Genomic DNA, 20,423 nt, shown 5'->3' on the forward strand with positions numbered 1-20,423 from the left:
ACGCCTGTCGGACCCGCTGCCGCCGTCGTCTCGCCCCTCATCCAGAATTGGATCCGAACGCAGGGTTCGGACGAAGGGGAAGAAGGATGCTGAGCGACCTCGGTCAGGTGTTCCAGCGCGAGCTCGGCCGTGAGCCCGGCTCGTCGAACGGCGGGGTGACGCCGACCGAGCTCACCCGGGCGGCGGTCCGCAGCCTCGGCTGCGCCTCCGGTGCCGGGGTGACGCTGTTCGGCGCGCAGCTGCCGGTGCCGCTGGGAGCCAGCAGCGACGAGGTGATGCGCGCGGAGCTGATCCAGGCCACCCTGGGGGACGGGCCCTGTCTGGACGCCGCCCGCCGCGGCAGTCCCGTGCTCGTGGACCAGGCCGGGTTGTCGCGGGACTGGCCCGTCTACCACGAGCAGCTCGTGGCGCAGACGTCGCTGCGGGCCGTGGTGGTCCTCCCGCTGGGGGGCGAGGAGGGCATCTTCGCGGCGCTCAGCATCTACACCCGACGGTCCAGCTTCACCGACCTGCCACCCCTGGAGGTGGTCAACGAGGGGATCGGCGCGCAGGTCGGGGAGGCCCTGCTGAGCGCGCCCGCCGGGCCCGAGGAGGTCGAGCGTTCCGAGGCGCTGACCGGTGACGGCGAGCGCCACCGGACCAGGGTCGAGGTCTGGCGGGCCGTAGCCGGCCTGATGGCCGCCACCGACCTGTCCAGCGACGACGCCCTCGCCGTGCTGCGCGGGTACGCGCTCACCCACGACCTCAGCATCGACCGGCTCGGCCAGCAGCTGATCTCCCGGGAGGTCACCACGTCGGACGTCCTGGACTGCTGAGGGCCCGGTCCGTCAGGGGTCACCGCGTTCCCCGACGACCTCCTCGGCGAAGGCGATCAGCGCCGTCGCCACGGCCTCCGGCTCGGACAGCGCGAGGTAGTGACCGCCGTCGACCTCGACCGCCTCGGTGCCCAGTCGGTCGCGGATCTGCCGTCTCATGAAGGGGGCGGGGAAGAACTGGTCGTCCTTGCCCAGGATCCCCCTGGTGGGGACCGCGGGGTGGTGGTCGGCCGGCCACGGGCTGGAGAACCAGGCACCCGTCTGGCCCCGCTCGTGCGAGCGGGCCTCGGCGGCCAGCGACTCGGGAACCCCGTTGAAGAACGAGACCGCCGGGTCGTCGTCGATCGTCTCCCGGTCGTGGCCCGTGTTCGCCCACCACTCGCCGAAGGTCTCACCGGGCACCGGGATCATGGCGGCCAGGTACACCAGCCCCTCGGCGCGCAGGGCCTCGCAGGCCAACGGGGCGGTGAACCCGCCGAGGGAGTGACCCACGACGATGACGTGCTCCCGGTCGCCGACCGCGTCCACCACCGTCTGCACGTAGTCGTCGAGGGTGCTGGTCGCGTCCTCGGTCGGCAGGTCCACGGCCACCGCAGCGTGCCCGGCCCGCTCGAGCAGGGGGATCACGCGGTGCCAGTCCCAGGAGGTCGATCCGCCGCCGTGGATCAGTGCGAAGGTCGCCATGGTCACCCCTCCCCGCCGCGCCAGGCGCCCGCGGCGACGTCGGCATCCTCGTGGAGCTGCCCGGTTCTCGTCATACCCGTCAGACCCACCCCAGGACCCCAGCTCATCGCCCCGCCCCGTCCTCCCGCTCCCGCCCGCTCCCCGCACCCCAGGTCGGTCAGGGGGACGACTCGCCCCGACATGTCGCCTCTTGGGCGTCGACGCGACCACAGCGGGCCACTCGCCGTCATCGGCGTCCAGGATCGAGCTCGGTCGGCCCAGGGCGTCCGGGTGGCGACTGCGCCCTCTTGCGTCGTCTGGAGATGTCTCGAGGCGACGTCTCGGGGCCACTCGCCGCTATCGGTGTTCTGGGTCACGTTCCGCCGGCCCTAGCGCGAGTGGCGACTGGCGGCTATGTGTCGCCTGGAGGGGTCTCGAGCCGGCGACTTGGGGCCACTCGCCGCTATCGGCGTCCAGGGTCGAGCTCGGTCGGCCCGGGGGCGTCGGGTGGCGACTGGCCCTCTTGCGTCGTCTGGGGACGTCTTGGGGCGACGTCTCGGGGCCACTCGCCTCCATCGGCATCCCGGATGGCGTTTCGCCGGCCCGGGGCGTCGGCCCCGTGGCGACTGGCTGCAGGTGTCTGGCCTGAGGACGTCTCGAGGCGACGACTCGGGGTCACTCGCCGCGTCGGCGGTCTGGATTGCGGCCGCTGGCCGAGGGCGTCTGGGTGGCGACTGGCCGTCATGTGTTGCCTGGGGACGTCTTGGGGCGACGACTCGAGGCCACTCGCCGCCATCGGCGATCTGGATCGGTGGATAAGTCGAGGTGGCGAGTGGGTGGGTGTGGATGAGAGGGCGAGTCGGGCGTCGGGTCGCGATGGTGGGGACGTGCCGACGACACCATCACCCCTGCCCGACCGACTTCGAGGGCGCTCGTTCACGGTCGCGGACGGCCTCCAAGAGGGGTTGTCCAGTAACCGGCTCCGACGCAGCGACCTGGTGGCGCCGTTTCGTGGGGTGCGGGCGTCGGCCGATGTCGAGCTCGACGACGTCGACCGGCTGCGGGCTTTCGCGCTCACCATGTCGCCGGAGGCCTTCTTCACCGGGGCGAGCGCCGCGCGGCTGTACCGGTTGTGGCTGCCGCGCCGGCTCGAGCGGGACCCGAGCATCCACGTCGCGTGGCTGACGGGCGGCGGTGGTCGACGACGGGGCCGGGACGTCGTGGGCAGTCAGGTGGCTCCGGGGGTGGTGCGCGTCATCCGCCACCTGGACGTCCGGGTGGTCACCCCGGCGGACGCCTGGGCCGAGCTCGCCGGCGTCCTCACCGTCCCCGAGCTCGTCGTCCTGGGTGACCAGCTCGTGCGCCGGGAGCGGCCGCTCGCCACCCCTGACCAGCTGGCCGCAGCCCTGGCGCGTCGTCCCCTGCGCCGGGGTTCGCAGAGGCTGCGGCTCGCGCTGGACCAGGTGGTGCCCGGGACGGACTCGGTCAAGGAGACCGAGCTGCGCCTGCTGCTGATCGGCGCGGGGTTCCCGATGCCCACCGTGAACCACGTCCTGCTCGACCGGGAAGGGGAGTTCCTCGCCCGGCTCGACCTGGCCTGGGAGGAGTACCGGGTGGGTGCGGAGTACGACGGCGGCCAGCACCGCACCGACGACGTCCAGTTCCGCCGCGACATCGACCGGCTGGACCGGGTCGCCGACCACCACTGGCGGGTGCTCCGCGCGGGACAGCACCACCTCTCGGCCCCGGCTGATTTCCTCGACCGTCTCGACCGAGCCCTGCGCGAGCGGGGCTGGCCAGGCCCCGCCACCCACCGCACCCGCCGTCCCGCCCCCCGCACCTGACCTCCCGCGCCACGTCGCCTACAGTTCCCGCGACCTGCTCCAGCCACACCCACCGAGACGGCGACTCGCCCCCTTTCGTCGCCTCGAGTCCGGAGATGACGACACCGAGAGGCGACTCGCCACCCCTCCCCGAACCCACCCGGGCAGGACCCTCCCGATTCCCCGAAGGGTTATGTGGTGGCGAGTCGCCTGTTGGTGTCGGCTTCAGACCGGCGGGGACGACACCTATGGGCGACTCGCCACCTTGCGGCGGACGTCCGGCCTCAGCCCCGCGGCTGACGACGAAGGGACGACATCCAGGGGCCGGCTCGCCGCCTGCGCCCGCACGTCCAGGCAGCGAGGCCCTCCCGGTCCGCACGTCGATCCGGACCGCGGAGAGTCACGACCCCTCGCCCGAGCTGCCCGAGCTGGACCCTCCCACGGCCCAAAAGGACGCACCGGGGAGGCGAGTCGCCTGGTGGTGTCGGGTCGCCGCCGGAGGTGACGACATCTCGAGACGACTCGCCGCCCGCCGCCCGGACGTCCAAGCAGGGCCCCTTCTCCGTCCGGACGCCGGTTCGGGGCGGCGACTCGCCTGGTGGTGTCGGGTCGACGCCGGAGCTGACGACCTCTCGGGGCGAGTCGCCACGGCGGCAAGCAAGGGGCGAAGGACGGGCGACGCCCGCCCACACTCTGGACTGAGGCAGACCTACGTCACCGCCGTCCCGCACACTGACGCGGTGACCGGAGCCCAGCCTGCCCGCGGTGCCCTGACCGTGCGGCACCACGTGGACCTGCTGCGTACCAGCAGCGCGCTCTGTCTGGCGTCGGCCTGAGCGTCGGGAACATCCTCCCCGCTCCCGCTGTTCCTCCCGCCAAGCCCGTGAACGCCCGCACCACGCTGCGCACCGCAGCCGACGAGAGGTCGACGTGACCGACACGCAGCCCGCCCGCACGCCCCGCAAGCCCGCGCGTGCCCAGAAGGCCACCGGGGCCTGGGCCGACGGCGACCGCACCCCGCTCAACCCCAACGAGGTCTTCAAGCAGGCCGACGACGGGCTGAACGTCCGGCAGCGGATCGAGGAGGTCTACGCCAAGGACGGCTTCGACTCCATCCCCGGTGACGACCTCCGTGGCCGGATGCGCTGGTGGGGTCTCTACACCCAGCGCAAGCCCGGGATCGACGGCGGGAAGACCGCCACCCTGGCCCCGGAGGAGCTGGACGACCGCTACTTCATGCTGCGGGTCCGCTCCGACGGCGGCGCGCTGAGCCTGGAGCAGCTGCGCGCCATCGCCTCGGTCAGCAACGACTTCGCCCGCGGCACGGCCGACATCTCCGACCGTCAGAACATCCAGCTGCACTGGGTCGAGGTCGAGGCGATGCCGGAGATCTGGCGCCGCCTGGAAGCCGTCGGGCTCAGCTCCACCGAGGCCTGCGGTGACACCCCCCGCGTCATCCTCGGCTCCCCGGTGGCCGGCATCGCCGCCGACGAGGTGATCGACGGCACGCCCGCCATCGAGGCCATCCTCGAGCGCTACATCGGTGACCCGCAGTTCTCGAACCTGCCGCGCAAGTTCAAGACCGCCATCTCCGGCCTGCCCGACATCGGTCACGAGATCAACGACGTCTCCTTCGTCGGCGTGGTCCACCCCGAGCACGGACCCGGTTTCGACCTCTGGGTCGGGGGCGGGCTGTCCACCAACCCGATGCTGGGGCAGCGGCTCGGCGCCTGGGTCTCGCTGGAGGACGTCCCCGAGGTCTGGGCCGGCGTGATCGGTATCTTCCGCGACCACGGCTACCGCCGTCTCCGCAACCGGGCACGGCTGAAGTTCCTGATGGCGGACTGGGGCCCGGAGAAGTTCCGCCAGGTGCTCCAGGACGACTACCTCGGACGCGCCCTCCCCGACGGCCCGCCGGTGGTCCTGGGCGGGCGTCGCTACGACCACGTCGGGATCCACCGCCAGAAGGACGGGCTCAGCTGGATCGGCACCGCCCTGGTCGGTGGCCGGGTCAGCGGCGACATCCTGCACGCGGTCGCCGACCTCGCCGAGACCCACGCCAGCGGACGGGTCCGGCTCACCCCGCACCAGAAGCTGCTGGTGCTGGACGTCCCCGACGAGCACGTCGAGACGGTGGTCGCCGGGCTGGAGGCCCTCGGGCTGCAGCCCCGGCCGAGCGAGTTCCGTCGCGGCGTGATGGCCTGCACCGGTCTCGAGTACTGCAAGCTGGCCATCGTCGAGACCAAGGCCCGCGCCGCCCAGGTGGTGGCCGAGCTGGAGGAGCGGCTGCCCACCTTCGACGCCCCGCTGACCATGCACGTCAACGGCTGCCCGAACTCCTGCGCCCGCACCCAGATCGCCGACATCGGCCTCAAGGGCATGGTCGTCACGAACGAGGCGGGGGAGTCCGTCGAGGGCTTCCAGGTCCACCTCGGTGGCTCCCTGGGCGCCGAGGCCGGGCTCAGCCGGAAGACCCGCGGGCTCAAGATCACCGCCGACGAGCTGACCGACTACGTGGAGCGGGTGGCCACCCGCTACACCGAGCAGCGCGTCGCCACCCCCGCCGGGTCCCCGGAGTCCTTCGCCTCCTGGGCCCGCCGGGTCGACGAGGACGAGCTGCGATGAGCACGACCGGGACGCCCGTAGGGCGCAGCCCGGTCTTCCACTGCCCGTACTGCGGGGAGGAGGACCTCCGCCCCAGCGAGGAACACAGCACCGGTTACCGCTGTTCCGCCTGTGCACGCGTCTTCAGCGTGACCCTGCACGGGATCGACCGGCACCCGCGTCCTCCCGGACCGGGGCCTGAGAGAGGAGAGTCGTGATGAGCGCACCGACCACGACCACGAGCACCGCCTGGGACGTCCCACGGCTGCGCGAGGCCGCCCGCGACGGCGCCGCGCTGGTGGCCGCCCACGGCGAGGGGACCGACTACCTGTCCAAGGTGGAGCTGTCCGAGGCGGTGCTGCGCTGGGCTCACAACACCTTCGGCGACGGCCTCACCACCGCCTCCTCGATGGGGGACGAGGCCCTGGTCGACCTCGTCGGCCGCACCATCGGCGAGGCCGACGTCTTCTTCATCGACACCGGCTACCACTTCCCCGAGACGCTGGCCACCCGCGACCACTACGCCACCAGCACCCCCGTCAGCATCCGCACCATCGCGCCGCTGCAGAGCCTCGCCGAGCGGGAGGCCGCGCTGCAGGACTGGAGCCCGGAGCGCTGCTGCGGGAACCGCAAGGTCGAGCAGCTGAACCAGGCCGTGGCCGGACGCACCGCTTGGATCACCGGGATGCGGCGCGTCGACGCCCCCACCCGCACCGACATCGAGGTGGTGTCCTTCGACGAGAAGCGACAGATGGTGAAGATCAACCCGCTGGCGGCCTGGGACGACGAGGACCTGGAGACCTACGTCTTCCACTACGACGTCCACCTCAACCCGCTGCGGCAGCAGGGCTACGCCTCGATCGGCTGCGCCCCGTGCACCCGGCCGGTCGCCCCCGGCGAGGACGCCCGCGCCGGCCGCTGGGCCGGGCAGGCCAAGACCGAGTGCGGTCTGCACACGTGACCGTCCACGCACCCGACCCGACCACGAGGCAGGAACCGTGACCACCACCGAGACCCCGGCCAGCGCCGCCGAGCACCGCCTGGACCACCTCGACGACCTCGAGTCCGAGTCCATCCACATCTTCCGCGAGGTCGCCGGGGAGTTCGAGCGCCCCGTGCTGCTCTTCTCCGGGGGCAAGGACTCGGTGGTGATGCTGCACCTGGCGGTGAAGGCCTTCGCCCCGGCCGCGGTGCCGTTCGCGCTGCTGCACGTCGACACCGGCCACAACTTCGACGAGGTGCTGCGCTACCGCGACGAGACGGTGGAGCGGCTCGGCCTGCGGCTGGTGGTGGCCAGCGTGCAGGACTACATCGACGACGGCCGCCTCGCCGAGCGCCCCGACGGCACCCGCAACCCGCTGCAGACCAAGCCGCTGCTGGACGCGATCACCGCCGGCAAGTTCGACGCCGTCTTCGGTGGCGGGCGCCGTGACGAGGAGAAGGCCCGGGCCAAGGAGCGCGTGTTCAGCCTCCGCGACGCGTTCGGCGCCTGGGACCCCCGCCGCCAGCGCCCCGAGCTGTGGGAGCTGTACAACGGCCGGCACGCCCCCGGCGAGCACGTCCGGGTGTTCCCGCTCTCGAACTGGACCGAGCTCGACGTCTGGCGCTACATCGCGCGGGAGCGGATCGCGCTGCCCAGCCTCTACTACGCCCACCAGCGCGAGGTGTTCCAGCGCGACGGCATGTGGCTGACGCCGGGGGAGTGGGGCGGCCCCCGCGCCGACGAGACCACCGAGACCCGGCTGGTGCGCTACCGCACCGTGGGCGACATGTCCTGCACCGGGGCGGTCGACTCCGACGCCGCCACCGTGGACGCCGTGATCCTCGAGGTCGCCGGCTCCCGGCTCACCGAGCGCGGCGCGACCCGGGCCGACGACCGGATGAGCGAGGCCGCCATGGAGGACCGCAAGAAGGAAGGCTACTTCTGATGACCACGCGCACCACCGACGCCGAGGTCCTCGGCCCCGACCAGCACGCCAGCTCCGCGGACCTGTCCGCGCTGAGCGAGGGCGACGCCCGGCTGGTCGACCCCGAGGCGAACCGCGACCTGCTCCGGCTGGCCACGGCCGGCAGCGTGGACGACGGGAAGTCCACCCTGGTGGGACGCCTGCTCTACGACACCAAGTCGGTGCTGGCCGACCAGCTGGCCGCGGTCGAGCGGGTCAGCCGGGAGCGCGGTCTGCAGCACCCGGACCTGGCGCTGCTCACCGACGGGCTGCGGGCCGAGCGCGAGCAGGGCATCACCATCGACGTCGCCTACCGCTACTTCTCCACCCCGGGCCGCTCCTACATCCTGGCCGACACCCCCGGCCACGTGCAGTACACCCGCAACATGGTGACCGGCGCCTCCACCGCCGAGCTGGCGCTGATCCTGGTCGACGCCCGCCACGGCGTGCTGGAGCAGACCCGCCGCCACCTCGCCGTCACCGGCCTGCTGGGGCTGCGCCACGTCGCCCTGGTGGTCAACAAGATGGACCTGGTCGACTTCGACCAGCAGGTCTTCGACGCCATCGTGGCCGACTTCACCGCGATGGCCGGCCACGTCGGCATCAGCGCCGTCACCGCGGTGCCGATCTCGGCGCTGATGGGCGACAACGTGGTGACCCGCTCGGTCCACACGCCCTGGTACGACGGGCCGACGCTGCTGCAGCACCTGGAGACCGTCGACGTCACCGTCGACCCCTCGGACGAGGCGTTCCGGATGCCGGTGCAGTACGTCATCCGCCCGCAGACCCCCGAGCACCCGGACTACCGCGGCTACGCCGGCCGGATCACCAGCGGTGTGGTCTCCGTCGGCGACCGGATCCAGGTCCAGCCCGAGGGCTTCAGCAGCACCGTCGTCGGCATCGACCGCGTCGGGCGTCCCGGCGAGCCCACCGAGCACCAGCGCGCGCACGCCCCCCAGTCGGTGGTGCTCCGGCTCGCCGACGACCTCGACATCGCCCGCGGGGACCTGCTGGCCACCGCCGAGCGTCCGGCCACCGAGGTCAAGGACCTCGACGCCACCGTGGCCGTCCTGTCCAGCAAGCCGCTCCGCGTCCGCGACATGGTGCTGGTCCGGGTGGGCACGGCCACGGTGAAGGGCCTGGTCACCGACCTCGTCGACACCCTCGACATGACCACCCTGGAGCGCGGCCCGGCCCCCGCCGAGCTGCCGCTCAACGGCATCGGCGGCATCCGGGTGCGGCTGGCCCGCCCGGTCGCGGTGGACGACTACGCCGCCGCCCGCCGGACCGGCTCGTTCCTGCTCGTCGACCCGGTGGACGGGTCCACCCTGGCCGCCGGCCTGATCACCCTGACCGGCGACCTCGTGGACGCCGACTCGTGGCTGATCTGAGCTGATCGCCGTGGCCCAGCCCTACCTGCTCGGCGTCCGGCTGGAGGGCCGGCGCGTGCTCGTGGTCGGGGCCGGCACGGTCTCCTCCCGGCGCGTCCCGGACCTGTTGGCCGCCGGCGCGCTGGTCGAGGTGGTGGCCCCTGAGGTGGACGACGCGCTGCAGCGGCTGGCCGACGCCGGCGCGCTGGTCCTGCACCGGCGCCCCTTCGCGCCCGAGGACCTGCTCCGTCCCGCGCCGGCCTGGCTGGTGCTGACGGCCACCGGGACGGTGGACGCCGAGGTGGCCGCCGCCGCGGAGGAGACACGGGTCTGGTGCCTGCGCGCCGACGACGCCGCAGCGTCCCCGCTGCACCGCCCGGCCGTGGCCCGGGGTGCGGATGGGAGTCCCGCGGAGGGGATCGTGGTCGCGGTCAGCGGCGACGCCGACCCGCGCCGCGCCGTGGCCGTCCGCGACGCCGTGCTGGCGGGCCTGGACTCCGGCGTGCTGCCGGTCCGGCGCCGGCGGACCGGGGCCGGCGGACGTCCGGGCAAGGTGTGGCTGGTCGGGGCCGGGCCCGGTGACGCCGGGCTGATCAGCGTCCGCGGCCGGGCCCTGCTGGCCGCCGCCGACGTCGTGGTCACCGACCGGCTCGGCACCGCCGAGCACCTCGCGTCGCTGTCGCCCGAGGTCGAGGTGGTCGACGTCGGCAAGAGCCCCGGCCGCCACGGCACCATCCAGGACCGCATCCACGAGGTGCTGGTCGAGCACGCGCTCGCCGGTCGTCAGGTCGTCCGGCTCAAGGGCGGTGACCCGTTCGTGCTCGGCCGCGGTGGTGAGGAGGTCGAGCACTGCCTGGCCCACGGCGTCGAGGTGGAGGTCGTGCCGGGCATCACGTCGGCGGTCTCCGTGCCCGCCGCGGCCGGCATCCCAGTCACCCACCGCGGGGTCAGCACCTCCTTCGTGGTGGCCTCCGGGCACGCCGGGGCCGCCGGGCTCGGGTCCCTGCTGCAGGTCACCGACGCCACCGTGGTGCTGCTGATGGCGGTCGGGCACCTGGAGGAGATCTGCACCGCCCTGGTGGCCGCCGGACGTCCCCCCGGCACCGCCGCCGCGGTGGTCGAGCGCGGCTGGACGCCGGAGCAGCGCACCACCCACGCCACCCTCGGCGAGCTGGCCGCGGCGGCGTCCGCCCGCGGCGTCACCAACCCCGCGGTGGTGGTGATCGGCGACGTCGCCGCCGTCCCCCTGACCCGGAGGACCGGCACGTCCGGACCCAGCCGCGGCTAGCCTGCCGCCATGGCATTCCTGGACTGGGCGGACCGTCGTGAGGTCGAGAGGCTGCGGAGCCGGGTGAACCAGCTCGAGGCCGTCGTGCAGGAGCTGTGCCGCCGCGCGGAGCTCGACCCCGGCCCGCTGCTCCAGCAGGGCCCGGTCGTCTCCGAGCGCGTGCGCCGGCTCGCGGCCGACGGCAGGCGGATCGAGGCGATCAAGACCTACCGCCAGGAGACCAGCGCCGGGCTGGCGGAGGCCAAGGACGTCGTCGACCGCCTCTAGGATCGCTGGTGTGAATGACATCCCCGTCGGCACGCCCAAGCCCCCGCCCGGACGGCACGCCGCCCCCGGCGGCTGGTACCCCGACCCGGTGGACCCCCGCCGCGAGCGCTGGTGGGACGGCTGGCAGTGGTCGCGCGAGACCCGGGAGGGCTCCGGGCCGCCGCCCGTGCCCCAGGGGGCCCACCCGCAGCAGCACCCGGCGCCGCAGCCGGTCGGGCGCGGTGCTCCGGCGCTGACCGCCGACGGGGTCCCGCTGGCCGGCTGGTGGGCCAGGGCGCTGGCCATCACGATCGACGGCGTGCTGCTGACGGTCATCACCGGTCTGCTCTCGATCCCCTTCCTCGGCCACTTCATGCAGAGCCTGCGCAGCTACTTCGACGTCAGCCTGGACGCCGCCCGCCGTGGCGCGCCCCCGCCGCCGCAGCCCGACCCGGGCACGATGATGACCATCACCGAGTCCCTCGCGGTGTCGGTGATCGCGCTGCTGTGCGGGCTGGCCTGGCACGGCCTGTTCCTGCGACTGCGCGGGGCCACCCCCGGCAAGATGGTGGTGGGGCTGCGGGTCGTCCCGGTGGACCAGGGCCGCCACACCGGCGGCCTGGGCTGGCGACCGGCCCTGCTGAGGGCGCTGGTGTGGGTGCTGCCCGCACTGGGTGCCTGGCTGTTCGTGCTGCGGGTGGTCGACATCGTGCTGCCGCTGACCAACCCCCGCAAGCAGGCGCTGCACGACCTGGTGGCCCGCACCCAGGTGGTGCGCCGGCGGTGAGCGAGGTGCACTCCCGCCTGGTCGACGGCGAGCGGCACTGGTACCGCACCCGACGGCTGTGGGAGCTGGCCGCAGACCTGCCCGTGCACCAGGTGCCGCTGACCGACGTCGCCGAGCTCGACCAGGACTGCTGGTTCGAGTACTCCACCCCCACCATCCGCAAGGTGGCCGAGCACGCCCGCCGGATCCGCGACGTCGATCCCCGCCACCCGATCATCCTGGCCGCCGACGGCACCCTGATGGACGGCGGGCACCGGCTGGCCCGGGCCTGGCTGGAGGGACGCGCGAGCGTCCCCGCGGTGCGTTTCGAGACCGACCCGCTGCCGGACGCGGTGGGGGAGGACCGGCCCGGACCGGTGAGCAGCTAGCTCGCCCCGCCGACCCCGCTCCCGAGCGTGCGGGCGAGCAGGGCACCCACCTCGTGGCGGGTGCGGGTGCCGCCGCGCAGGGTCAGCACGGCCGCGAAGAGCGACGTCCAGAGCACGGTCTCCACCCACTCAGCCGGCAGCCCCGGGTCGATGGTCCCGTCCCGGTGTCCCCGGGCCACCAGAGCCGGGACGCCGTGCGGGTCCTGGCTCGGCTCGTCCTCCCAGGTGTCGGGGTCCACCAGCGCGTTGTCGGCGAAGACCAGCCCGAGGACGTCCTCCTGCTCCAGCAGCGCCACGGCCATCCGGGTCAGCGCCTCCAGACCCGTGCCCTCCTCCGGGCGTGCTGCCCGGATGGCTGCCGTCAGACGTTCGCGGCTGACCTCGTCGACGGCCGCCACCAGCTCCTCGCGCCCGGCGAAGTGCCGGTTCAGGGTGCTGCGGCCGACCCCCGCCCGGGCCGCCACCTCACCGAGGCTGGCCGAGCTGTCCTCGGACCAGCAGGCGACGGCGGCCTCGACGATGGCCCGACGGGTGCGGGTCGCGGCGGGGGAGGCGTCCATGCCCCCACGGTAACCAACCGGATCAATGCTTGCCCGCAATGGGACATCGATGTTTCACTAGGGGTATGTCCGACACACCCGTCCGGATCGGCCCCACCACCAGCGACCTGACCGCCGCCGCGGCCCTCCTCGGGGCGGGCGGCCTGCTGCTGGGGCTGCTGCTGCCCTGGTTGGCGGCCCTGCTGCTCGGTCTGCCCTGGGTGCCCTTCCAGGGCCCGCTCGAGCTGGTGCGCGTGCTCCAGGACACGGTGCCGGTGTGGGTGCTGCCGCTGGTCGGCCTGGTCGGGGGAGGCCTGCTCGGCTGGTTCGGCAGCGCCGACGACCCGGTCGTGACGGTCAGCGCCCGCGAGCTGGTCATCACCCAGGGGTCGCAGCGCCAGCGGTTCGCCCGCAGCCAGGTGGCCGAGGTCGAGGTGCACGAGGGGCACCTGGTGGTCCGGGACGCCGCCGACGTGGAGCTGACCCACGAGAAGGTCAGCGGGGACGTCGGCGCCCTGGGCGAGGCCCTGCGGCGGTTCGACTGGCCGACGCCGACGTCGACCACCTAGCCCCAGGCCACGTCGCTCACGGCGGGCCGTGGACGTCGTCGGCCGGGCGCCGGGCCAGGACCACGGAGGCGTCCAGCTCCTCGTCGCTGCTGCTCCGCGGGTCCAGCCCGGCCCGGCGCAGCACCTCCAGGGCCGGCTGCACCTGGTCCTCGGCGACCTCGCTGAGCAGGTGGCCGCCCGGGCCCAGCCACGACGGCGCGTCCGCGGCGACCCGGCGCAGCACGTCCAGCCCGTCGGTCCCGCCGTCCAGGGTCACGGGTGGGACGTGCTCGCGGGCCTCCCGCGGCATCAGTGCGATCGCGGCGGTGGGCACGTAGGGGACGTTGGCCACCAGCACGTCGACGCGGCCGCGCAGGTCGCCGGGCAGGGCGTCGTACAGGTCGCCGAGGTGGACCTCGCCGATCCCGGCCAGGGTGGTCCGGGCGGAGTGCACGGCCGCGGGGAGGACGTCCGAGGCGTGCAGCACCAGCCCCGGCACCCGCTCGTGCAGCGCCCGGGCGAGCGCGCCGGACCCGCAGCAGAGGTCCACCACCACGTCGCGCGGCCGGGCCAGCCCGGCGGCGACGGCCACCAGGTGCTCGGTGCGGGGCCGGGGCACGAAGACCCCGGGCCCCACCGGGATCCGCAGCCCGGCGAACTCCGCCCACCCGACCACGTGCTCGAGCGGCACGCCCTCGGCACGGGCCTCAGCCATCTGCCGCAGCTGGTAGCGGGTCCGGGCGGACTGCCGGAGCACCTCGACCTCCTCCTCGGCGTAGACGCAGCCGGCCTCACGCAGACGGGTGGCCAGCACGTCGACGAGCACCGGGGGGACCTCGAGCACCTGACCTCCTCAGATCGTGACCAGTCTCCTGCACGGTGTCCGCCCGGGGGTGGGAGGTCCGTCCGGATCCGGCCCGCCTGGTCCCGCGTCGTCGTAGGCTCCGCTCGTGGCGAACTGGGGTCAGCCAGGTGGCGGAGCCGCCCTGCCGCCGCCCGGGGAACGCCCGGGGCCAGGGCAGCCGCCGCCGGAGCCCGGGGCGCCAGCCCAGCAGTGGGCCCCGCCCTCGCAGTGGGGTCCGCCCCAGCAGTGGGCCCCGCCCCAGCACGGGACCCCGACCCGGCCGTGGGGTCCGCCCCAGCCGCCCCCTCGTCCACCCCGCCCGGTCCGGCGCGCGCCCCCGGTGGTCGGGGCCGTGGTGACCGCCCTCGTGCTGGGGCTGCTCAGCGCCGCCGCCATGGTCTACCCCGACCCCTCGCCCGACCACGCCGCGTCGGCGATGGTGCCCGAGGACGGGCACTCGGCCGCTCTGGGCTCCGCCACGGGGGGTCTGATGACCGTCGAGACCGCGCGCCAGCCCGGGGCGCAGGCGCTGCAGTCCGGCCCCGAGGAGTTCCTCGACGTGTTCTCCGTCGACGAGACCGCGGTCGAGCGGAGCTGGGTGCGCGTGACCGAGCACCGACGCGACGGGACCGCGGGATCCGTCACCCACACGCTCCGCTCGCTGGAGGAGTCCGGGCTGCACGAGTGGGTCCGTCGCGACGGGTCGAGCGCCGTGGCCCTGACCCCCTCGGCCCTGGTGCTGCCGGCCGACCTGCGGGCCGGCCAGCGGTGGAGCTCCTCGGGCGTCGTGCACGACGTCCTGCGCGACCGCGCGTCCGTCGGGGACTACGTCCTCGACGCCTCCGCCGCGGCCTCGGGCGTGGGCCCGCACTGCCTCGACGTCAGCTCCAGCTTCCGGGTCGAGGGCTCCGACGCCTACGACACCGTGCTCACCTGGTGCCGCGGTGAGGGCGTGGTCGCCCAGCAGCTGCCCGGGGAGAGCTGGCACCCGCTGGAGGGCACGGTCGCCGAGCACGCCGGTCTGGAGCCGGTGGACACCGTCTCCCCGCCGGTCAGCTGGTCACCCGAGGGGTGGACGGCCCAGCGGCGACCCTTCCTCCGCTTCGACACCCCCTCGCCCCTCGTGGTCCCTCGTGCGCCGGAGCTGCCGACGGACTCGGGTCCGGTGCTGACGCCGACCAGCGGCGGCGACGTCCTGGCTCTCGAGCCCGACGGAGACGGGTTCGGCTGGCGCTGGCTGGCCCACCCCGGTGGCAGCGTCACGACGACCGCGGCGTTCGGGGAGGTGGTGGTGGCGGGGACCACCCGGCGCCAGCTGGTGGCCTACGACCGGGACGGGTTCCGACGGTGGACCCTGGACCTGGACGACGTGGTGGTCCGTGACCTGGTGCGCGCCGACGACCGGACGCTGCTGACCGCCGACCAGTCCGGCACGGTGACGGCGGTCGACATCGCCACGGGCGCGGTCCGCTGGCAGGCGTCGGTGGGTGCCGACCTCAAGGGGTCCCTGTCCCGCTGCGGCGACGTCGCGGTGGTCGCCGACTCCGCGCCGTCGGTGACGGCGTTCGACCTGGGGGACGGGTCCCGCCGCTGGAGCGTCCGCCCGCCCGAGCAGGTGCTGGAGGTGGCCTGCAGCGACGACACCGTCGTGCTGGTCGACTCCGAGTTCGACCGTCACGCGTTGGCGGTCGCCGACGGGTCCACCCGGTGGCGACGACCTGGGCTGGACGGTCCCGAGCAGCTGCAGGTGGTCGACGACCTGGTCGTGCTGCGGACCGACGACGAGGTGGTCGGCCTGTCCGTGGTCGACGGCATGCCGCGCTGGCGGGAGCCCGGGACCAGTGACGGCATCGTGGCCGTGGACGGGTTCGTCACGGTGGCGAAGGACGACGAGCTGGTCGTCCTGGACCAGTCGGGGGTGCCGGTGACCACCGTCCCCGGTCTGCCCGAGGCGCAGGAGAACTACCTCCACGTCGCGACGGGTGCGAGCGGGATGTGGTTCCTCGGCACCGACGGCGTCCCCACCTGGGTGGGTCCCTGATGGGCTGGCTCCGGCGGTTCGTGGTCGAGCTGGTCGGGCTGGTCCTCGTGCAGCCGGTCCGTCGCGGGCGGGTCAGGGCGCAGGGCTGGCCGCGGGGGCTCGGTCCGGTCGTCGGCGTCGCCCTGGGCGGCTACCTGCTCGCCGGCCTCCTGGTCGTCGCGGCCGGACCGCTGCGCCGCCTCGACGACCTGGCCACCTCCACCGAGGGCGACACGCTGCCCGACCTCGCTCTGGCGCCGTTGCTCCTGCTCGTGACCCTGGCGCTCTCGCTGGCCTTCACGTCCGGGCTGCACGCCCACCGCTGGGCCACCACCGCCATCACGGTGCTGGTCGGCGTCCAGCTGGTCCTGGTCGGGGTCCTCAGCTTCCCGACCGCCGGTCCCGGCGTCCTGCTGGTGACCTTGACCGCGCTGACCGGCCTGCTCGTGCTCATCCTGGTCCGGCGCCGACGCTCCTTCGCCTGGTTCGAGTTCGCGCTGGTCACGGGGCTGGTGGTCCTCGGGCTCGTCGTCCCGCTGCTGATGACCCAGGGTGGGCAGCGCCAGCTGGGCTTCGACTCCCGGGTGCTCAGCGTCACCCAGCTGTTCGTCCTCCTGAGCCCCCTGGCCATCCCGGCCCTGATGATCGGCGGGGCGGCCCTGGTGGAGATCGCGGTGGCCGCCGCCGGCTGGGGTCTGCGGCTGGTCCGCGACGACGCCCCCCGTCCGGTCTGGCGCGCGCTGGCGGTCGCGCTGGTCGTGGTGGGGCTGGCCGGGGTGGCCTGGCGGCTGCGGGAGGACCGGTGGGCCCTGCTCACCTCCGCGGTCCCGCTTCTGCTCGCCGTGACGGCCCTGGTGCTGCTCCGCGCGCCGTGGCGCCCGGTGGACGACCAGGTCGCCCCCGACGAGCTCGTCGCCGCCTGGCCCCGGCTGCTGGTCCCGCTCGCCGTGGGGTCCTGCGCCTTGCTGCTGCCCTCCGTCGTCGCGGTCGCCGTCCAGGTGGTCGCCACGGCTGCTGGTCACCCGGGCGGCGGGGCGCTGGACGCGCTGGTGCTCTGGCTGACCTCGAGCCAGTCGGTGGGGCTGCTCAGGCTGCTGATGGTGCTGGTGGCGGTCGCGCTGGCCCTGCGCTGGGCCCGCCGGGGTGAGCACGCCCGGCCGCTGCTGCTGGTCTCCTTCGCGGCGCTGCTGCTGCCCAACGTGATCGGGGTGCTGAGCGGGTCGCGGGTCTCCTTCCCCCGCACCGACGACGCGCTGGCGGCCGACGTCATCGTCCTGGCCGTGCTGCTGCTGGTCGCCTTCGCCGTCGCCCGCCAGCTCACCGCACGACGCCTGACCGCGCTGATGCTGGTGCTCGCGCTGTCCGGCTGCTACGTGTTCCGGCAGGTGCTCGCCGATCCGGTCGGGCTGGTGCTGGGGGCCTCGGCGGTGGCGCTGACCCTGTTCGGGCTGCTCTGGCGGCTGCTCACCGACGCCGGCTGGACCCACTCCGGCAGCGCCGCCTTCCCGCTGCCCACCCGGGTGCTGTTCTTCTGGGCCAACGCCCTGCTCGCGGTGTCGTCGCTGGCGTTCGTGGCGCTGGGCCGGTCCTCCGGCGGGGTCACCGACGTCACGGGGTTCACCGTCTTCGGCGACCACGTGCTCGGCACGCCGCTGTACCTGGCGGCGGTGCTGGGGTGCCTGTGGCAGGTGCTGCACGCCGACCGGGCGCCGGTGCTCCCCACCGAGGACGACTCCGTCGGGGACCACCTGGGACGGACCCGCTACGCGGTGGAGGCGGGCGGGCCCGACGTGCCGGGACCGGCGAGCCCGAACCGCGTGCTGACCCCGGGGGAGTAGAGCACCGAGTCAGGGGCGCGCTCGGTCAGCCCGGGCAGCCCGGCCGCGGCCACCAGCTCGTCGTCGAGCTCCAGCAGCTCGGCCCGGCGCAGCGCCCAGGGCTCGTGCTCGTTGGGCAGCCAGAGGGTCCGCCCGAGGTGGGAGGTGTGCAGCCCCCACCGGGCGGTCAGGAAGGTGGTGGTCGGGTCGTCCACCACCGGCTCGGGGGTCGTCCTCAGCACCAGGCGGGTCCGCGGGTGACCGGGCCCCGGCCAGCGTCGCCGGCTCTCGAACTCCCAGCGGTCCCCGTCGGTGCGGATCGTCATCCGCGCCCAGGTGTAGGGCAGCCCCAGCACCAGCCGCGCGCCGAGCACGAACGCCAGCCGCTCGGCCTCCAGCGAGGCGAACACCACGCCGCGGCGGCCGGAGTCGTCCACCGCGTACAGCCGGACGTTGGTCTCGGCGAAGCTGCCCACCCAGGGCAGCGCGGGGCTCGGGCCGACGCGGGCCCGGGTCAGCCGGAACGGGATGAGCCCCACCCAGGAGGCGCCGTCGACGACGTCGGGACGGGTCCCCGGCGGCAGCAGCGGGGCCACCAGGTCCGGGTCGACCCGCCAGTGCACGAAGAAGAGGTGCTCCCAGCGCTGGGCCAGGAGGGCCCGGCCGGCGAGCGGCGGGGCCTGGGCGCTGATCGGGTGGAGCGGGGACGGCGGCACCCGGCCAGTCTGGCCCGGATCCCCCAACGGGCGCGTGCTACCCCGCCGGAGGGGCGACCGGGGCGGGACCGACGACCACGTCGGAGGCGGCCAGCCGGGTCAGGGTCTCGTCCACGCCGTCGGGGTGCACGGCCGCGGTCAGGTCGACCAGGACGGTGGTGGCGAAGCCGGCCACGACGGCGTCCAGCGCGGTGGCCCGGACGCAGTAGTCGGTGGCGATCCCGCAGACGTCGACCTCGGTGACGCCCCGCTCGGTCAGCCAGGCCGCCAGGGTCTCCCCGTCGGCGCTGCGGCCCTCGAAACCGGAGTAGGCCGCCTCGTACTCGCCCTTGTCGAAGACGGCGTCCAGGGCCACCCCCGCCAGCGCCGGGTGCAGCTCGACCCCGGAGGTCCCCACCACGCAGTGCGGGGGCCAGCTGTCGACGAAGTCCGGCGTGTCGGAGAAGTGGTCGCCGGGGTCGATGTGGTGGTCACGGGTGGCGACCACCGCGTCGTAGCCGTGCGCCCCGCCCAGCAGCACCGCGACGGCCGAGGCCACCGAGCTGCCGCCGGCCACGCCCAGCGCCCCGCCCTCGCAGAAGTCGTTCTGCACGTCCACCACGACCAGTGCTCTCGCCATGGCGCCAGTCTGCTCCTCCCGGGACGCCTGCCGGCGCAGCGGGTCAGTGCTGGAAGGGGTTCGCCTGGGCGTCGCCGTCGGCCTCCAGCCACAGGGTCTCGATGGCCGGCTCCCCGCGCGACATCTTGAGAGCCTCCAGCGGCAGCTCCGAGCGGCTGCGCAGGTGGCGCTCGCGGGCGGCGTCCAGCGGCTCGGCGCCCACCACCTCTCCGCCCCGGACCAGCTCCACCAGCAGCGGGCGGTCGTTCGCGTCGCCCTGGGGCGGGGCACCCACCCCGATCACCTCGGCCTCGGCCACGCCGTCGGCGTCCAGGCGGCGCAGGGCGTGCTTGCGGCCCCCGACCGAGATCTTGTCGGTGCTCTTCTTGGCCACCGGGACCAGCGGTGAGGCCGGGTCGGCGTCGGTGGCCCGGGCCACCAGCTTGTAGACGAAGCCGCTGGTCGGGTGCCCGCTGCCGGTGACCAGCGCGGTGCCGACGCCGTAGCCGTCGACCGGGGCGCTGGCCAGGGCCGCGATGTTCCACTCGTCGAGGTCGGAGGTGACGATGATCCGGGTGCTGGTGGCGCCCAGGGAGTCCAGCAGGGCCCGGACGTTGCGGGCCATCACCGGCAGGTCGCCGGAGTCCAGCCGGACCGCGCCCAGCCGGCCGGAGGTGAGCTCGACCCCGGTGCGGATCGCCTGCTCCACGTCGTAGGTGTCCACCAGCAGGGTGGTCTCCTCGCCGAGGGCGGCCAGCTGCGCGCGGAAGGCGTCGGCCTCGGAGTCGTGCAGCAGGGTGAAGGAGTGCGCCGCGGTGCCTCGGGTGGGGATGTCCCAGCGGCGCCCGGCCTCCAGGTTGGAGGTGGCGGTGAACCCGGCCACCCAGGCGGCGCGGGCGGCCGCCACCGCCGAGCGCTCCTGGGTCCGTCGCGAGCCCATCTCGATGCAGGGACGGCCCTCGGCCACCGCCGTCATCCGCGAGGCCGCGGAGGCGATCGCGCAGTCGTGGTTGTAGATGCTGAGCAGCACGGTCTCCAGCAGCACCGCCTCGGCGAACCCGCCCTCCACCACCACCAGCGGGGAGCCGGGGAAGTAGATCTCGCCCTCCGGGTAGCCCCACACGTCGCCGGAGAACCGGTAGCCCGCCAGCCACTCCGCGGTGGCGTCGTCGACCACGTCCCGGCCGCGGAGGAAGTCGATCGCCTCCTCGTCGAAGCGGAACCGCTCGATCGCGTCCAGGGCCCGGCCCACCCCGGCCACCACGCCGTAGCGGCGACCGTCGGGGAGGCGGCGGGGGAAGAGCTCGAAGACCGAACGGCGGTCGGCGGTGCCCGCGGCGAGGGCGGCACGCACCATGGTCAGCTCGTACTGGTCGGTCAGCAGCGCGGTGGGGAGCACGACGCTCACTGTGGCACGCCGGGCGCGCCCCC

The 20,423-nt window shown here is 74.3% G+C and carries 19 protein-coding genes; 13 read left to right on the forward strand and 6 right to left on the reverse strand.

What is annotated here, in order from left to right:
- The first annotated feature begins 86 nt into the window (after positions 1-86).
- Positions 87-815, forward strand: coding sequence for a GAF and ANTAR domain-containing protein (locus BLT52_RS11150; RefSeq protein WP_090593441.1), 729 nt, complete (start codon positions 87-89; stop codon positions 813-815).
- 12 nt (positions 816-827) lie between these two features.
- On the opposite strand, the gene BLT52_RS11155 is transcribed toward BLT52_RS11150, so the two are convergent.
- Positions 828-1,499 carry an alpha/beta fold hydrolase gene (locus BLT52_RS11155; protein ID WP_090596630.1) on the reverse strand — a complete coding sequence of 224 codons (672 nt, stop codon included), beginning with the start codon at positions 1,497-1,499 and terminating at the stop codon, positions 828-830.
- A 944-nt stretch (positions 1,500-2,443) separates the two neighbouring features.
- Between BLT52_RS11155 and BLT52_RS11160 the strand changes: the two genes are divergently transcribed.
- The 9 genes from BLT52_RS11160 (at position 2,444) to BLT52_RS11205 (ending at position 11,910) form a co-directional block, all read left to right on the forward strand.
- Positions 2,444-3,322 carry a hypothetical protein gene (locus BLT52_RS11160; RefSeq protein ID WP_157677084.1) on the forward strand — a complete coding sequence of 293 codons (879 nt, stop codon included), beginning with the start codon at positions 2,444-2,446 and terminating at the stop codon, positions 3,320-3,322.
- A 909-nt stretch (positions 3,323-4,231) separates the two neighbouring features.
- Positions 4,232-5,926: a nitrite/sulfite reductase gene (locus tag BLT52_RS11165; protein ID WP_090593445.1), complete on the forward strand. Its 1,695-nt coding sequence runs from the start codon at positions 4,232-4,234 to the stop codon at positions 5,924-5,926.
- Positions 5,927-6,122: 196 nt separating this feature from the next.
- Entirely contained in the window at positions 6,123-6,866 is a 744-nt protein-coding gene (locus BLT52_RS11175; RefSeq protein ID WP_090593450.1) for a phosphoadenylyl-sulfate reductase, read from the forward strand.
- A gap of 37 nt (positions 6,867-6,903) precedes the next feature.
- Positions 6,904-7,833 (forward strand): sulfate adenylyltransferase subunit CysD, encoded by a 930-nt coding sequence (cysD, locus tag BLT52_RS11180; RefSeq protein WP_090593453.1) that lies wholly within the window; start codon positions 6,904-6,906, stop codon positions 7,831-7,833.
- A complete protein-coding gene (locus BLT52_RS11185; RefSeq protein ID WP_090593457.1) occupies positions 7,833-9,242 on the forward strand; it encodes a sulfate adenylyltransferase subunit 1 in 1,410 nt (469 codons plus the stop codon). The genes cysD and BLT52_RS11185 overlap by 1 nt, the downstream gene beginning before the upstream one ends.
- Positions 9,243-9,252: 10 nt before the next feature.
- Positions 9,253-10,509, forward strand: a complete 1,257-nt coding sequence (gene cobA / locus BLT52_RS11190) for a uroporphyrinogen-III C-methyltransferase (protein WP_090593460.1) — start codon at positions 9,253-9,255, stop codon at positions 10,507-10,509.
- Positions 10,510-10,518: 9 nt separating this feature from the next.
- Complete coding sequence (locus tag BLT52_RS11195) at positions 10,519-10,776, forward strand: hypothetical protein (RefSeq protein WP_090593463.1); 258 nt, start codon at positions 10,519-10,521, stop codon at positions 10,774-10,776.
- A 10-nt stretch (positions 10,777-10,786) separates the two neighbouring features.
- Complete coding sequence (locus tag BLT52_RS11200; RefSeq protein ID WP_090593467.1) at positions 10,787-11,542, forward strand: RDD family protein; 756 nt, start codon at positions 10,787-10,789, stop codon at positions 11,540-11,542.
- Positions 11,539-11,910, forward strand: coding sequence for a hypothetical protein (locus BLT52_RS11205; RefSeq protein ID WP_090593470.1), 372 nt, complete (start codon positions 11,539-11,541; stop codon positions 11,908-11,910). Before BLT52_RS11200 ends, BLT52_RS11205 begins: the two co-directional genes overlap by 4 nt.
- On the opposite strand, the gene BLT52_RS11210 is transcribed toward BLT52_RS11205, so the two are convergent.
- Positions 11,907-12,470 carry a TetR/AcrR family transcriptional regulator gene (locus tag BLT52_RS11210; protein ID WP_090593473.1) on the reverse strand — a complete coding sequence of 188 codons (564 nt, stop codon included), beginning with the start codon at positions 12,468-12,470 and terminating at the stop codon, positions 11,907-11,909. The two genes, BLT52_RS11205 and BLT52_RS11210, sit on opposite strands and share 4 nt — an antisense overlap.
- A gap of 65 nt (positions 12,471-12,535) precedes the next feature.
- Here BLT52_RS11210 and BLT52_RS11215 point away from each other — a divergent pair, with 65 nt between their 5' ends.
- On the forward strand, positions 12,536-13,018 hold the full coding sequence (locus tag BLT52_RS11215) for a YqeB family protein (protein ID WP_090593476.1): 483 nt from the start codon (positions 12,536-12,538) through the stop codon (positions 13,016-13,018).
- A 16-nt stretch (positions 13,019-13,034) separates the two neighbouring features.
- Here the strand turns inward: BLT52_RS11215 and BLT52_RS11220 are convergent, their stop codons facing one another.
- Entirely contained in the window at positions 13,035-13,841 is an 807-nt protein-coding gene (locus BLT52_RS11220; RefSeq protein WP_090593552.1) for a putative protein N(5)-glutamine methyltransferase, read from the reverse strand.
- 352 nt (positions 13,842-14,193) lie between these two features.
- On the opposite strand from BLT52_RS11220, the gene BLT52_RS11225 reads away from it, so the two are divergent.
- Both BLT52_RS11225 and BLT52_RS11230 read left to right on the forward strand, forming a co-directional pair.
- A complete protein-coding gene (locus tag BLT52_RS11225) occupies positions 14,194-15,882 on the forward strand; it encodes an outer membrane protein assembly factor BamB family protein (protein WP_157677085.1) in 1,689 nt (562 codons plus the stop codon).
- A complete protein-coding gene (locus BLT52_RS11230; protein ID WP_090593557.1) occupies positions 15,882-17,699 on the forward strand; it encodes a hypothetical protein in 1,818 nt (605 codons plus the stop codon). The genes BLT52_RS11225 and BLT52_RS11230 overlap by 1 nt, the downstream gene beginning before the upstream one ends.
- Here BLT52_RS11230 and BLT52_RS11235 read toward each other — a convergent pair.
- Genes BLT52_RS11235 through BLT52_RS11245 form a run of 3 tightly spaced genes read right to left on the reverse strand, consistent with a single transcriptional unit; the run spans position 17,624 to position 20,391 of the window.
- Complete coding sequence (locus BLT52_RS11235; RefSeq protein ID WP_197679007.1) at positions 17,624-18,394, reverse strand: YqjF family protein; 771 nt, start codon at positions 18,392-18,394, stop codon at positions 17,624-17,626. The genes BLT52_RS11230 and BLT52_RS11235 overlap by 76 nt on opposite strands.
- Before the next feature lie 37 nt (positions 18,395-18,431).
- Positions 18,432-19,013, reverse strand: a complete 582-nt coding sequence (locus BLT52_RS11240; RefSeq protein WP_090593560.1) for an isochorismatase family protein — start codon at positions 19,011-19,013, stop codon at positions 18,432-18,434.
- 43 nt (positions 19,014-19,056) lie between these two features.
- The gene (locus tag BLT52_RS11245) at positions 19,057-20,391 is read right to left on the reverse strand and encodes a nicotinate phosphoribosyltransferase (protein ID WP_269457549.1); all 1,335 of its coding nucleotides are present in this window, start codon (positions 20,389-20,391) and stop codon (positions 19,057-19,059) included.
- Positions 20,392-20,423: the final 32 nt, after the last annotated feature.

This window comes from Auraticoccus monumenti (assembly GCF_900101785.1).
GTDB lineage: Bacteria > Actinomycetota > Actinomycetes > Propionibacteriales > Propionibacteriaceae > Auraticoccus > Auraticoccus monumenti.

What these genes read in the sequence shown, in the direction of transcription:
- BLT52_RS11195 (WP_090593463.1), top strand. Translation starts at nt 10,519, where the DNA reads ATGGCATTCCTGGACTGGGCGGACCGTCGTGAGGTCGAGAGGCTGCGG.
- BLT52_RS11230 (WP_090593557.1), top strand. Translation starts at nt 15,882, where the DNA reads ATGGGCTGGCTCCGGCGGTTCGTGGTCGAGCTGGTCGGGCTGGTCCTC.
- BLT52_RS11175 (WP_090593450.1), top strand. Translation starts at nt 6,123, where the DNA reads ATGAGCGCACCGACCACGACCACGAGCACCGCCTGGGACGTCCCACGG.
- BLT52_RS11210 (WP_090593473.1), bottom strand. Translation starts at nt 12,470, where the DNA reads ATGGACGCCTCCCCCGCCGCGACCCGCACCCGTCGGGCCATCGTCGAG.
- BLT52_RS11215 (WP_090593476.1), top strand. Translation starts at nt 12,536, where the DNA reads ATGTCCGACACACCCGTCCGGATCGGCCCCACCACCAGCGACCTGACC.
- BLT52_RS11240 (WP_090593560.1), bottom strand. Translation starts at nt 19,013, where the DNA reads ATGGCGAGAGCACTGGTCGTGGTGGACGTGCAGAACGACTTCTGCGAG.
- BLT52_RS11155 (WP_090596630.1), bottom strand. Translation starts at nt 1,499, where the DNA reads ATGGCGACCTTCGCACTGATCCACGGCGGCGGATCGACCTCCTGGGAC.
- BLT52_RS11185 (WP_090593457.1), top strand. Translation starts at nt 7,833, where the DNA reads ATGACCACGCGCACCACCGACGCCGAGGTCCTCGGCCCCGACCAGCAC.
- BLT52_RS11150 (WP_090593441.1), top strand. Translation starts at nt 87, where the DNA reads ATGCTGAGCGACCTCGGTCAGGTGTTCCAGCGCGAGCTCGGCCGTGAG.